The following is a 13615-nucleotide window of genomic DNA, read 5'->3' as shown; positions in this document are numbered from 1 at the left end:
TTTCACAAACATTTTTTTGATTTACAAGCTTTAAATATTTTATGATTCAGTAACCGTTCGCCGAGAATTATTTGCGAATAGCTTAATCAATTCAATAACTCCCAGAACTGATGCAATAATACCGGCAATCATGAACAAGCTTCGATCGGTTCCACCGACATTGATAAACTTGCTGACGTATGGGCAAAGGAAGTTTGCGCCATTTGTGCTCAGCATCAAAATGGTCGTTGCATCATTACCATATTTCTTAGGAACAAAGGACAGCCCTTTTGAAAAGATAAATGGAATAAACAAACCAAAGCTGAAGCCCACTGAGAATGCACCGATGAAGCACGCCGTTGCAGAACCGGAAGTACTAATCATAAACACGCCAATTGCTTCGATGACAATTGCCATGACCAAAGTTGCTTCCTTAACGATTGATTCAACATAACCATAAATCAAACCACCGATAATTGTTCCAACTGACATGACCACAACAGCACTGGATCCAACAGAAAGTGGTCCAAAGTTATTATTTAAAATAAAGGTTGGGATCTTAACGTTAACTGTCATATAAAAGACCATCAGGATAAACATGACAATCCAATAATAGCCAAACTGAACTTTAGAAGTTAACGGTACCTTTACATCTTCATTTTCATTAGTATTTTTCTCGACGCTTTCAGCATCGTAACGAACTTCTGGAACAAACAGCAAATATAGGACAAATAGAACAATACTTACTAAATAAATGCTAAATGCCATCCGCCAATTGCTGTACATCAAGATCAGGCCAACGCCCAACGCACCACCTGCGGCACCAAGTCCTTGAAATGTGTTCTGAAAGCCCAATAATTTTTCACGTTGCTGACCGCTATACAAACGATCAATCAAACTAATACACAATGTATTGAAGGTACCAATTCCAGCCCCCATAATTGCTCGAGCAATCAGTAATACCGAAACACTTGGCGCAGTCATTGACAGAACTGCACCAACAGCGGTTAATGCCGTTCCTGTAAGAACCATTTTCTTGGTTCCAATTCTTTTAACGATGAAACTGGCAATCACGATCATAAGTGCCATCGTAAACGATGGAATCGTAACGGTTAGCTCTGCGGTTTCTGATGAAACTGATGAAAATTGTTTCATTAATCCAGGAATTGTTGCAGCAGTTGCACCAGTGGACATTGGTAATAATGACAGCATTAAGATTGAAAAAGCCATCATTCCTGATTTTTTATTCATAACTATACCCTCCCCATTCAACACATAAAGTAGCGATATTCTACACTTCTTCCGCTTTCCCGACCATTATATTCCATAATAAAAAGACCGTATATAGATTTATAGTATCTTTTCATGATGTAAGCGTTAAGAATGAAAATAAAATGTAAGCAAGTATGATTTAAGTCAAAATCCTTGTCAAGATAGTTTACAATGGGACGTATTTTTGACAACGATTAATCCCTAATGCTTTTTAAGTGTCAATTACGCTCGATAAATAAAAAAGTCGATCACCTAAAAAAATGGTCGACTTTTTGTGTTAAATAATGTTCCTTTTTACAAATGGGGTTCGTTAGTGATGTCATGTCAGAAATAACATCAGGACCTGTTTATACTATACATCAAATCAGCAAATGATAAAAGGCGTTTACTAATTTGTTAAACTCTTTTTATACACTCAGTCCAAGCGCTGTTGACCATTTTGAAGATGCCCTGGCTAACCAAATAACATTACAACCATTACAATTGCCGCCGTATTATTACTGGCAATTTACTGGTCTTTTTCACTTGATCGACGAAGCCGCAACAATAAGTAAACATGCTTTCGAAACCTACCCATTCATGTTAGTATCAACTTGACGTATATATACATAGATGGGAGTTGAAACATTATGAAGAAAATTATTAAAAATGGCGCCGCAGTCCTTGGACTCTTTGCCGGCGGAATTCTTCTGGGCACATCAACGACAGCTGCTCATGCTGCGCTGACACCATCAAGTACGCAGCCATCTGCCAATATGGTCGATGTATCAAGCTGGCAGTCCAATTTAACCGCAGCAAACTATCAAACATTAGCTCAAAATGGCGTTAAAGCCGTTACAATCAAAGCGTCAGAAGGCACCGGGTATACCAACCCATACCTGCTTCAGCAAGTCCAATATGCCCAACAGGCTGGCCTCAGTGTTAACTTCTACCACTTTGTTCATTTCACCACTGTTGCCCAAGCTCAGGCCGAGGCCCAACAGTTTATCAATTCTGTAAAATCAGTTACCAGTTCAACTAACGTTGTCATGGTCGCCGATTTTGAATCTTCAGAATTAGCTGGCGTTTCAAAAGCCCAGAATGATGCTAATCTGGCAGCGTTTGATTCAACGCTGAATCAAGCCGGCTATAATAAGACAGATTTGTATACCATGGCCAGCTGGTTAGGTGTTCATATTGACACCAATACCACTAACCAAGGATGGATTGCCGATTATCCAGCTAACCCTACCGGCAACAAATACCCTAACGCCAACGCATGGCAGTGGGCATCCGATTATCGGTTCCCATCCATTACTCAAAACTTGGATGTCAGCCAAATGAATAATAACTACTATTTGAATTCTGGAACGATTGATACCTCTGATAATGGTGCCAACGGAAGTTCATCGAGCAGCAGTTCGAGTGCAAGTTCCGCTTCATCAGCAAGCTCGTCATCAACACCATCCAGCAATTCCAAGAAGAAAGGTTCAATTGTCATAGTGCCAGGTCCATGCCAGGTCCATCTGCCGGAAAACAATATTCGGCTACTCGATCAGCTTCAGTTAAGTTGATTTGGAGAACTTCGATGGGTCGTCACTATTACACAACAACCAAAGGTGCACGTTACTCAAAGCATTTAGGAACCCGTTATGGTTATAACGCCGACTTACCTAACGTTACCTGGGTAACTGATGCACACGAAAAATTATATAAGAAGAATACCGGTAAATATGCTATTTACTATCACGTTAAGAGCACGGTCGGCAATCACGGCGGCTGGATCTGGCGTGGGTATTTGAAATAGTTAGAGTGCGAAACAAGCTGGCTTGTATAGCACGTTTCAGCAAATTAACATCAAACACCAACAGTCCCGAAACACAAAAAAGTTCGAAACGATCAATAACCGTCTCGAACTTTTTTCTTTACTCAATTATTTAAGGATATTAATTAATTCACTATATTGTGAATCCATCCAGCTGACGTAATCTTTGTTGGCTGGTAACGTTTCGGTAACAGGCAATACTGGAACTTTATTCTTCTTAGCTAAGGCAACCAAATTATTAACTGTCTTGCTATCAACTTGCTTTTTAAATACGAAGAAGGCAATCTTGTGATTCTTGATGCCATTTTGCATTGTTCGAATCGTTTGAGGTGATGGATCGACACCCTTTTCAGTATCGTTTTCAAATTGTGGGTTACCAACTTTAAATCCAATTGCTTGAAGTGCATAGTCAAAGACTGGTTCACTGACATAAACTTCTTTGTTCTGCTTAGTTGCAGCAATCTTCTTAAGTTGAGCAATCTTGGCGTTAACCGGCTTCAATGAAGCAATGTACTTCTTAGCGTTCTTCTTGAAGTAAGCCTTGTTCTTTGGTTGAATCTTACCTAACTTGGCAGCAATTGTGTTTGCTAACTTAGGCATGGTTGCTGGATTATACCAAAGATGCGGATTATCACCATTTTGTTTGCCCATCAAATCTTCACCGACTCTGATGTAATCGACTTTGTTGGAATCCTTTACTAATTTGCTCATCCAGCCATCGTAGCCGATTCCATTGGCAATCACGATTTTTGAACCAACGGTTTCTTTTGCAACCTTGGTTGATGGTTGATAATCATGTGGATCAACGTTGGGGTTGGTAATAATTGATGTAACATCACCCTTATTGCCGGCAACTTTCTTGGCAACCTCACCATAAAAGTCAGTCGTTGCGGTAATCTTAATCTTTCCATTGCTGGATGATGATTTGCTTGAACATCCAGCCAGGCCAATTCCAAGTGCAACAACCAGAACGGCTAGCAGCACTGCCTTTAAACCTGAAAACTTATGTAACATGAAATATCCTCTCCTCTTTAAATCGTAATCGTTACTCTTTGATAATAATCTAAAAGGTTATGGTTGTAAAGCAGTTATTCACTTTTTTACTTAATTAATCACATTACAAATTGCCATAATTCGTCAAAACCAGCTTGTAGAACTGCTTCATAGTATATGACTGGTGAAAATATTTTTTGCCGCGATTCTTATAATAACCAGCCGGATCGGTGTGGTCAGACCCGCCAAGATAATGGGCAACTGCTTTGTGAGACCAGACAGTCCCCTTGCCATCGTAACAAGCATCATTTGGCTTTAAGTGATATTTCTTCAAAATATAAGCCGTGTAGTATGCAGCATTTTCCACTTCACTGGCAAAGCTCTTCTTGCTGTGCATTTCAACCTGTTCAAATTGGACAAACCGGGCATTTCCCGGATAGCCGACACCCCAGCAGAGATACTTGGTACTAGCGATATTAATGATGTGATCGTCATCAACAAATGTGTGGACAAACGCATTCCGGTAATTTTTCTTCATATAAGCAATTTCGTTAAAAATTGTTGAATTGGGATTACCCGTCTCGTGAACAACGACCCCTTCAGGCTTGTTCTTGCCATGACGATATTTATAGTGGGGAAAGCCGCCCCACACTTTACTCGATACTTTATTGTGCTTTATATTGTGACTCGCTATGTAGTTATTGAGCTTACTGGAACTCGCCTGAGTGTTGATGCTTCCGAGTGCCAATACTGTCACCATGATTGTAAAAACTGTTAAAAATACTTTCTTAAACATCTTATTTATCGCCGCTTTTTTTGTTATTTATATCTTTCGTGTCTACTTTCTATGTTAGTCTTTAGGGTATTTTTTTCAACATTTAGCCCCCCTTCTCCGAGCCATCATGGTCGAGATGCAATTAGTGGTATCAGCCTACCGATGGTTGTATGATGTAAGCGAATTCAGAAGACAGTATTGATTTATGAATAAGGAGGATTTCATCTATGACAAGTTTTGACAAACGAGGGACAGATGACCGCTTATTATCACCTGACAATTCATTATTAACAATTATTGATTACCAACCGGTTCAAGTCGGATCAATTGGCTCAATGAGGCATTCAGATCTGCTTGAAAATGCCTCGTTGGTTGCAAAGACCGCTAAATTGTTCAATTTACCAATCATTCTATCAACTGTAAACGCCCATAACCAACGTAACTCGGATACCGTCAAACCAATTAAAGACGTTGTTGGCGACATCCCTTCCTATGACCGTTCATCAATTAACGCCTGGGAAGATAAAGATTACAATGAAGCAATCAAAGCCACTGGCCGAAAGAAGATTATCATCTTGGCCTTATGGACTGAAGCATGCCTAACCTTCCCAACTTTAGATGCACTCGCTGAAGGCTACGATGTCTATCCGGTTGTCGACGCAGTTGGTGGCACTTCCACCATTGCCCACGAAACGGCACTCCGACGTGTTGAACAAGCAGGTGCTCACCTGATTACCATTCCACAATTATTGTGTGAGTTACAGCGTGACTGGAACAGAAAAGACACCGTCCCTGGATTCGTGAAGTTACTACAGGAAAATGGTGCATTTACTAATTTATAAAATACTATTTACCAACGCAAAAAGATCATTGAGCTGTCAGAAATGGCATGCCCAATGATCTTTTTGGATTATTACGAACGATTTAATTAATCATTATTTTCTTCTGAAGAAGCAGCTTTTGCTCTGCCCAAAGTTGGACGGAGAAAATGCAATCCCAGTCCAAGCACGGCACCGGCGGCTGCTGGAACAACCCAATCCATCCCCAAACTTGCGAATGGTAGAACGTGTTGTTGGAAAGCACCTAATGCTTGACCAAAGCCACTTTGACTAACAACTGGTGGGAATGCTGCAACCATATCCAACAGAGCTGGAACAGTCGTGAACCCAACGACCAAAGCGTAAACCAATGGATCACGGTCAAACAATGGTGAGAAGACTGATAACAAGATCAGTACCATCGCAAATGGATAGAGGAACATCAGCATTGGTGTTGACCATTGGATGATGGTATCAAGACCAAAGTTGGCAGTTCCAAACGATGCCAGGCACATGAATCCTAACCACCCGCGGTAGCTGACCTTTGAAAAATGATTGTGGAAATCCTGAGCGAAAGCAGCAACCAACCCAACGGCGGTTGTCAAACATGTAACGGTCAGCAAGGTTACCAGCAAGGCATGACCGAAGCCACCGAGATAATAGGTAACCAACTGGTTAAACGCCACCCCACCGTCAGCGGAAACTTTGTAAGTTGAAAGGGTGGTTGAACCCAACCAGATCAAGCCGAGATAGATCAAACCAATTGCCGCAGTGGCAAAGACACCGGCTTTGGCAGTCACTTTGGCATTACTGCTGGGCTTGGTTTTACCAAGTTGACGGACGGCAGTCACAACCGTAACCCCGAATGCCAAGCCAGCCAAGGCATCCATTGTGTTATAGCCTTGGAGAAAACCGTTGAAAAATGAGTTACTCTTGTAGGCGGCTGTCACTGCCTGTTTGCCGGCAACGCCCATTGGATTGGCAAATCCTAAAGCAAAAACGCTGAATAATAGCACTAAAAAGACAGGATTCAAAACTTTACCAACTGATGTCATGACATTGGATTCTTTGTAAGAAACCAAGAAGGCCAATCCAAAGAATACTGCCGAGAATACCAACAGGCCAACGTGGGCCATCGATGATGGCAATAATGGCTGAACACCAACGGTGAATGGAACTGTCGCAGTCCGAGGTGTTCCAAATAACGGACCGATAGTCGCGTGAATCATGACCATAAAGGCCAAAGCAAAGACCGGGCCCAGTGGTTTACCGATATCATAAACCCCTTCTGAACGGGTCACACTGACAGCCAGCACTGAGAGCAATGGCAACAGCACCGCCGTTACCAGAAAGCCAAGGGCTGCCAGTACCCAATGAGCACCGGAAAGCTGTCCCAAATGAATTGGGAAGATCAGGTTGCCGGCACCAAAGAACAGGCCAAAGAGCATGGAGCTCACTAAAAAGTAATCACGTTTTCGTAATGGTTTTGGATTCAAGTCGTGTAATTTTTCCATAGATGTATTTCTCCTTTAATGTCTAAAAATTTGCGAATTTCGATTTTAATCTGACTAATATCAATCTGAGATTTCATTTCCACCAACTCTTTTCTTAAAATAGATTATTAGAAAACTATGTCCTGAAGAAAATAAAAAGCGCCCTTACTCCAGCTAATGCTGAACTAAGGGCGCCTACTGCACTGTACCACCTTATATTTGCAGAATTATCACTAACTCTGCCTTTCACGTACGGCCTCAAAGAAGCGATACGCTAACACGATAATGGGTGTCACCAATGTACGTTACTTATCATTCTTCGGTACATCGCTCAAAAGGGATTTTCACGTCGTTGATCCTGCTTCCTCTCACCAAACGAAGCTCGCTTCAGGATGTCACAACGCTACTCAACTTTCTCACAGTGTTTTCTAATTATTTAACAATTATACTAACCTTCTGTCATAACCATGTCAACATGTAAACTTAAAATAATTGGAATTTCTATTTCAAAGAAAAAGAGGAAGCGGTCCCAATCCAACCCCTTCATGCCCTATAATATAGCTGTATGAAATATTTGATAGGGAGTGAGTTTATGTCAAAAGTATTAATCGCAGGTAGGATTCCGGAACACGCAATGAACATTCTCAAGGATGCCGGATTGGATATTGATGTATTTGATGATAGTCAAAACCTCATCACAAAGGATGAGTTGAGCAAACGGGTTGCCGATAAGGACTTTTTGATCACGCCACTTTCCACAAAAGTTGATTCTGATGTGATTGACGCCGCACCAAATTTGAAGTTGATTGCCAACTATGGTGCCGGATTTAATAATATTGATACCGAGTATGCCAAATCAAAAGGCATCCCCGTTACCAACACCCCAAAGGTTTCGACCACTTCAACGGCTGAAGTCGCATGCGCATTAATGATCAGCTTGGCTCACCGGGTTGTTGAAGGCGACCAACTGATGCGGACAAAGGGCTTCACCGGCTGGGCACCACTATTCTTCCTAGGCCATGAATTGGCCGGGAAAACTTTGGGAATCATTGGAATGGGTCAAATTGGCCAAGCCGTTGCCAAGAGAATGCATGCATTTGACATGAAGATTCTCTACAACCAACGTCACCAACTCGATCCAGCCACTGAGGAAAAGTTGGGTGCCAAATTCGCCAGTGTTGATGACATCGTTAAGAATGCTGATGTCATTACACTTCATGCACCCGCAACCCCTGAAACCCACCATTTGCTGGGAGCAAAACAATTCAAGGAAATGAAAGACAGTGCAATGTTAATCAATGCCGCTCGTGGTCCATTGATTGATGAAGCTGCGTTACTTGAAGCATTGAAGAACCATGAAATTGCCGGTGCCGGCTTGGACGTTTATGAAGCCGAACCTAAAGTTGACGATGGCTTCAAGTCATTGAAGAACGTTATCTTAACGCCACATATCGGTAACGCAACCGTTGAAGCCCGTGACGCAATGGCTGAGATTGTTGCTAAAAATACCGTTGCAATGGATAAAGGCGATAAGCCAGACTACATCGTAAACGGCGTAGAACTTTAATTGATTGAACAAAGAAAATGAGGCTGGGATTTTTCCCAGCCTCTTTTTTATTACCATGGCAAACTGCCATCATTCTCTGTAAATGTTCCGTTCAAATCATTTCGAGGATCACTCGCTAATTTAACAATCTGTCGTGCCCCTTCTTGAACAGTCTGCATTCCATCCGGCACGGGCTGTTTGGTATCTCGTCCTCCGAATGCAGTGGCCGTCCAGCCTGGATTTACCGAATTAACGGTAATGTTGGTATCCGCCAACTCTTTGGCAAAAGTAATCGTAGCAAAATTTACGGCTGCTTTTGAGGACTGGTAGCCTAAGGAACTGACATTGTAAAATTTCGAATTTGGGTCCGAAGCCAGGTCGAGAGAGCCCATATTGCTGGATACATTAATAATTTTTCCGGACTTGGCTCTCTTTAACAGGGGAATAAACGCCTGAATCATGCTAACCGTCCCAAAAAAGTTAACATCAAATTCTTTTCGAATCACATTCGTAGAAAGTGTTGCGGCATCTTCATGATTATCCAAAGCGATACCAGCATTGTTGATTAAGGTATCCAGATAGCCAAACTTCTCGTTCACAATCAGCTTATTTCGATCAATATCAGTTTGATCAGTTACATCTAGAATCAAGAGTTCGGCGTCATATCCAGCCTGCCTAATTTTATCGACTGCTTTTTTACCACGCACCATGTTACGGGAACCCAGCAAAATATGCTGACCCTTTTTGGCTAGTGACATCGCAGTCTCAAAGCCGATCCCTCTATCGGCTCCGGTAATCAAAGTTAAAATTGGCCTTTTATCTGTCATATTAATGCCTCCACAACACTAGTATAATCCAACTCAGCCCAAATTATCTCTTTTCAAAGTGGTGTATGACCAGTTGAATAATCACGACATTAATAAAGGCCACCCCACAGTCATTCGATCAGGTCCCGTTTGCACCATACTCCATGACTTAGTGTCAATAAATAAAATGCCTGAGCAGGAAAATTCATTGTCCAATATAAAAAGGCCAAGTGCAAATGACATTGCCCTTGACCTGATTATAGAAGGATGAAGCTTTGTTTATTTATTTCAATTTAAATTAATCGGCTGGTAAATACTTGCCTTTAGCAATTTGTGATGCGAAGACATATCCATAGCCTTTAACATACAAGAATGTCTTTGCTTTTGAATTCTTGGTTGCAGAAACCTTAACTGAACGAGTTACTTTATAGGTAACTGGTTTAGTCAATTTACCTTTTCGAGTAAAGGTAATCTTGCTGTGATTTTTAGAAAGAGTGCCTTTATATAAAGCAATGTTCTTTTTAATGTGATATGAACGTGCCTTAAAGTTCTTAACACCATTTTTTGCGACAGTGTAAGTAGTTCCCTTTGTCTTAGCTGCGACTGCGGTTGGAGCAGTTACTGCTGAGACGGCAAGTGGAGCTGCAAAAGCAAGTGGCAAAGCAAGTGAAGCTACGCTAATAATTGTTGCAAATTTTTTCATAGTCATTACGACCTCCCTTAACGATTAAATCTATTATGCCACGTTACAAACAGATGTCAACGAAACATTCGTGTAATATTTGGGCCTTTATTAAATATTAAAATAACGGTTACAGTTTGATTATGCACGATCTTAATAATCATTAATACGTTGATATATCAATTGTTTTCAGGCGTCCAAACAGCCATTTTAAAGCCAGGTTGATCGATAACCATCTTTGTAACATTTCTGTAAAGAACGCAAAAAACGAGCACTCACCAAGAGTGCTCGTTTTAATATCTGCTTGTTACTTTTCTTTTTCTCTTAATAATTCTTCCAATGATGGTTGTTGCTTACGATCAATGTGATATTGCTTTGCAAATCCTTCGGCAGTCTTTTCACCATACTTCTCTGAATCAAGAGGCATGAAGGCAGTTGCCACAGGATCGTCCTGCTTAATCTTGGCATCAATCACAATTGGCTTCTTGTTGCCGGAAGCTTGGAGATCCTTGATCTTAGCAAATACTTCGTCAAGATCTTTGATGCTCTTAACAGTAAAGCCAATCCCACCAAGTCCTTCGCTGACCTTTGCCCAGTCGGCATCATTCAAATCAACACCATAGAAGTGTTGCTTTGTCTGCATTTGTTCGTACCAGATAAAGCCAAAGCGATCATTTGAGAAGACCACGTTGATAACTGGTAAGCCGGAACGAACTTGGGTCAAGATGTCTTGAACAACCATTGAGAAGCCACCATCACCAGAAAGTGACCATGCTTGGCCGTCAGGAACACTTAATGCACCGGCAATTCCACCAGGAAGGCCAAAGCCCATAGTGGCAAACAAGCCGGAAATTGCGAAGCGTTGGTTCTTATTCATTGGTAAGCCACGAACACTCCACTCTGAAACATTTCCAGTATCAACCGCGTAAGTATCATTTGGTCCTGCCATTTCAGCAATCTTCTTGGTAACCGATTCAGCGTTCAAACCATCACTGTCATCATCGGCCAATTAATTAAGCCAATTATCCCAGTTCTTCTTGTTTTCCTGGTTGGCTTCAAGCCAAGCATCCTTTGGACGGCTTTCGCCAGAGTCAATCATTGCCTGAAGGTAACTCTTGGCATCAGCGATAACGGCATAATCAACATCAATTCGCTTACCAATATCGTAAGGGTTGTTGTTAACTTGAATCATCTTGGTATCTTGTGGCCAGAAGTTGGCAAATGGATATTCAGAAGCCAAGAAGAGAATCAAGTCAGCATTTTGAATTGCTTCAAATCCTGATTTGGTACCAAGTCGACCAGTCGTTCCAATAAAGTTTGGATGATCAGTGCTGATAACACCAGTTGCTGGAACACTGTTCATAACTGGAATGTTGAATTGCTCGGAGAACTTGGTTAAAGTATCACGAGCGCCAAGCAAGCCACGACCAGCATAAATTAATGGGTGCTTAGCTTCTTTGATCATCTTTAAAGTGTCTTTGACAGCTTTGGGATCAACTGATTGTTTGAAGTCATCGGCAACCGTTAATGGGGTCTTAGTTGGTGCGTAATCAATTTCTTCTGAAGTTAAGTTTTCAGGTAAAATAACAACCGCAACACCCTTTTGACGGTATGCTTCCTTAATTGCCTGGTTAACAACGTAAGGAATCTGATCGGCAGTTGTTACCTGCTTATTGTAGATGGCTACGTCACTAAACATTGGCGTTTCATCCATTTCCTGGAAGTAATTGGTGTTCATTGTTGCTTGAGGAACTTGCCCAATTAAAGCCAATACAGGAACGTGATCCATCTTGGCATCATAAAGTCCGTTAAACAAGTGAGTAGCACCAGGACCAGCTGATCCAAAGGCAACTCCAATCTTACCGGTGAATTTGGCATCGGCAGAAGCGGCAATTGCGCCAACCTCTTCATGACGAACTTGAATGTACTTCATTTTATCTTTTTCAAGGTAGAGTCCTTCGACAGTATGATTAATTGAACCGCCGGGAATTCCATAGACGTGATCCACGCCCCAGTTTTCAAGAACCTTAACTAAAGCTTGTCCTGCAATCATCTTAGTCATAGCAAAATCTCCTTTAATAGATATGATGTCAAAATGTAAGCGTTTGACATCCCTGTTTCAACTATTAATTATAGGCATGCTGAAAATGGAATGCCAACATTTAGACTTACTTTTCGTAAGTATTACAAATTGGTTTACTGTAAGCTCGAAAATAATAATAACCGGACTTATAGAAAATAAAAATGCCAGGCAGAATCTTCCGCCTGACACTTTCTCTTTGATATTTAATTAAAAATAGGTTTTTAAAAATTCTTGTACCCGACGCTTATAGGCCACCGGATCATACCAGAAACTCTCAGCATGCGTCGCATTGGGGACAATCCAAAGCTGCTTGGGTGCGTGAGTTGCCTTGTAGTTTTCGTAAGCCATAGAAGATGGCACATAAGTGTCTTTGCCTCCATGAATAAAGAGAATCGGCAGCTTATTTTTCTCCAACTGTTTAACCGAAGAGGCACTGTTGAGGCCAAACCCGGCAGCCCGTTTGTTAATTTCACTCACCATCGGTTCGACAGGATATTCAGGCAAATGATACTGTTTCTTCAATAGATAGGTCAATTCTTCCTTGATACTGGAGTATCCGCAGTCGGCAATAATTGCTTTAACCTGGGTGGGAAGCCGTTCCCCCGAGAGCATTTCAACCGTTGCGCCACCCATGCTGACACCGAATAACAGAATTTTACTGTCTTCGCCAACGTGATCGATCACCTGGTCGATCCACTTGAGATAGTCCAGCCGATCAAGCCAGCCAAAGCTGATGTACTTGCCGGCACTATCACCATGGCCACGATCGTCCGGGGTCAAAACATTGAAGCCCATGTTGTGAAACATTTGCGCGTAATTAGCCATTGTTTCACGATTACCTTTATATCCATGAGCAATGATCACCGTCTTCTTGGAAATCCCTTCGGCTGGAATATAAGTTGCAACCATCTTTTTGTCAGGATCGTTACGGTTTAAATACCACTCTTCAGAGGGCATTTTGTGGAACCAATCGACATATTCGTAATACTGATCCGCATACTGCTGCTTTTCCTTTGAAGTCTCGGGCACGTAGTCTACTCGTTTGAAAGCTATATCAAACAACTTGAGACTAATCCAAAAACTGCCTGCGGTAATCGCCGTTAGCGGCAGAATAAAGGTTTTAAATGATGATTTGATATTTGATAGTTTCATTGATTTTCGTTACGCTCCTTTAGTGTTAATGTTTATGGTAGTTATTGAGCACAGCGATGTCAAACAACTTTACTCTTGTTTAATAAATAGGAATAGCCGTCATAAATGACCACAAAATTGTCCTTAAAAAGCATTCCCAAAATGTGTCGATTGTTCCACACAAATCAAGAATGCTTTCTTTCATTTTTATCATTCATTTTTGTCATTCATTT

11 protein-coding genes and 1 pseudogene are annotated in these 13615 nt (G+C 41.4%); 4 read left to right on the top strand and 8 right to left on the bottom strand.

What is annotated here, in order from left to right; all coding sequences use genetic code 11:
- Nucleotides 1-39: 39 nt before the first annotated feature.
- Entirely contained in the window at nucleotides 40-1230 is a 1191-nt protein-coding gene (locus DNL43_RS05995) for an MFS transporter (RefSeq protein WP_054768758.1), read from the bottom strand.
- A gap of 650 nt (nucleotides 1231-1880) precedes the next feature.
- Between DNL43_RS05995 and DNL43_RS05990 the strand changes: the two genes are divergently transcribed.
- Nucleotides 1881-2804, top strand: coding sequence for a GH25 family lysozyme (locus DNL43_RS05990; protein WP_225439221.1), 924 nt, complete (start codon nucleotides 1881-1883; stop codon nucleotides 2802-2804).
- A 14-nt stretch (nucleotides 2805-2818) separates the two neighbouring features.
- Complete coding sequence (locus DNL43_RS12225; RefSeq protein WP_225439220.1) at nucleotides 2819-3037, top strand: hypothetical protein; 219 nt, start codon at nucleotides 2819-2821, stop codon at nucleotides 3035-3037.
- Nucleotides 3038-3163: 126 nt separating this feature from the next.
- On the opposite strand, the gene DNL43_RS05985 is transcribed toward DNL43_RS12225, so the two are convergent.
- Both DNL43_RS05985 and DNL43_RS05980 read right to left on the bottom strand, forming a co-directional pair.
- Nucleotides 3164-4069, bottom strand: coding sequence for a metal ABC transporter solute-binding protein (locus DNL43_RS05985; protein WP_056983057.1), 906 nt, complete (start codon nucleotides 4067-4069; stop codon nucleotides 3164-3166).
- 103 nt (nucleotides 4070-4172) lie between these two features.
- Nucleotides 4173-4844: a peptidoglycan recognition protein family protein gene (locus tag DNL43_RS05980; RefSeq protein WP_095347819.1), complete on the bottom strand. Its 672-nt coding sequence runs from the start codon at nucleotides 4842-4844 to the stop codon at nucleotides 4173-4175.
- A gap of 206 nt (nucleotides 4845-5050) precedes the next feature.
- On the opposite strand from DNL43_RS05980, the gene DNL43_RS05975 reads away from it, so the two are divergent.
- A complete protein-coding gene (locus tag DNL43_RS05975; protein ID WP_056983053.1) occupies nucleotides 5051-5665 on the top strand; it encodes a hydrolase in 615 nt (204 codons plus the stop codon).
- 86 nt (nucleotides 5666-5751) lie between these two features.
- Here DNL43_RS05975 and brnQ read toward each other — a convergent pair whose 3' ends face one another.
- Nucleotides 5752-7155: a branched-chain amino acid transport system II carrier protein gene (gene brnQ / locus DNL43_RS05970; protein WP_056983051.1), complete on the bottom strand. Its 1404-nt coding sequence runs from the start codon at nucleotides 7153-7155 to the stop codon at nucleotides 5752-5754.
- Nucleotides 7156-7726: 571 nt separating this feature from the next.
- On the opposite strand from brnQ, the gene DNL43_RS05965 reads away from it, so the two are divergent.
- Nucleotides 7727-8701: a 2-hydroxyacid dehydrogenase family protein gene (locus tag DNL43_RS05965; RefSeq protein WP_054768762.1), complete on the top strand. Its 975-nt coding sequence runs from the start codon at nucleotides 7727-7729 to the stop codon at nucleotides 8699-8701.
- A gap of 50 nt (nucleotides 8702-8751) precedes the next feature.
- On the opposite strand, the gene DNL43_RS05960 is transcribed toward DNL43_RS05965, so the two are convergent.
- The 4 genes and pseudogenes from DNL43_RS05960 to DNL43_RS05945 form a co-directional block, all read right to left on the bottom strand.
- Nucleotides 8752-9507 (bottom strand): SDR family NAD(P)-dependent oxidoreductase, encoded by a 756-nt coding sequence (locus tag DNL43_RS05960; RefSeq protein ID WP_056983049.1) that lies wholly within the window; start codon nucleotides 9505-9507, stop codon nucleotides 8752-8754.
- A gap of 277 nt (nucleotides 9508-9784) precedes the next feature.
- Entirely contained in the window at nucleotides 9785-10189 is a 405-nt protein-coding gene (locus tag DNL43_RS05955) for a hypothetical protein (protein ID WP_054768807.1), read from the bottom strand.
- 286 nt (nucleotides 10190-10475) lie between these two features.
- A pseudogene (gene spxB / locus DNL43_RS05950) lies at nucleotides 10476-12230 on the bottom strand (pyruvate oxidase).
- A gap of 228 nt (nucleotides 12231-12458) precedes the next feature.
- A complete protein-coding gene (locus DNL43_RS05945; RefSeq protein WP_054768763.1) occupies nucleotides 12459-13403 on the bottom strand; it encodes an alpha/beta hydrolase in 945 nt (314 codons plus the stop codon).
- Nucleotides 13404-13615 lie beyond the last annotated feature (212 nt).

It is taken from the genome of Lentilactobacillus kefiri, from assembly GCF_009739535.1.
Lineage (GTDB): Bacteria > Bacillota > Bacilli > Lactobacillales > Lactobacillaceae > Lentilactobacillus > Lentilactobacillus kefiri.
Note: the sequence above shows the minus strand (reverse complement) of the source record. Positions and strands in the feature narration are given on the sequence as shown.

Excerpts from the sequence above, each read along its gene's own strand:
- DNL43_RS05980 (WP_095347819.1), bottom strand. The coding sequence starts at position 4,844 with ATGTTTAAGAAAGTATTTTTAACAGTTTTTACAATCATGGTGACAGTA.
- DNL43_RS05945 (WP_054768763.1), bottom strand. The coding sequence starts at position 13,403 with ATGAAACTATCAAATATCAAATCATCATTTAAAACCTTTATTCTGCCG.
- DNL43_RS05995 (WP_054768758.1), bottom strand. The coding sequence starts at position 1,230 with ATGAATAAAAAATCAGGAATGATGGCTTTTTCAATCTTAATGCTGTCA.
- DNL43_RS05955 (WP_054768807.1), bottom strand. The coding sequence starts at position 10,189 with ATGAAAAAATTTGCAACAATTATTAGCGTAGCTTCACTTGCTTTGCCA.
- DNL43_RS05960 (WP_056983049.1), bottom strand. The coding sequence starts at position 9,507 with ATGACAGATAAAAGGCCAATTTTAACTTTGATTACCGGAGCCGATAGA.
- DNL43_RS05975 (WP_056983053.1), top strand. The coding sequence starts at position 5,051 with ATGACAAGTTTTGACAAACGAGGGACAGATGACCGCTTATTATCACCT.
- brnQ (WP_056983051.1), bottom strand. The coding sequence starts at position 7,155 with ATGGAAAAATTACACGACTTGAATCCAAAACCATTACGAAAACGTGAT.
- DNL43_RS05985 (WP_056983057.1), bottom strand. The coding sequence starts at position 4,069 with ATGTTACATAAGTTTTCAGGTTTAAAGGCAGTGCTGCTAGCCGTTCTG.
- DNL43_RS05990 (WP_225439221.1), top strand. The coding sequence starts at position 1,881 with ATGAAGAAAATTATTAAAAATGGCGCCGCAGTCCTTGGACTCTTTGCC.
- DNL43_RS05965 (WP_054768762.1), top strand. The coding sequence starts at position 7,727 with ATGTCAAAAGTATTAATCGCAGGTAGGATTCCGGAACACGCAATGAAC.
- DNL43_RS12225 (WP_225439220.1), top strand. The coding sequence starts at position 2,819 with ATGGGTCGTCACTATTACACAACAACCAAAGGTGCACGTTACTCAAAG.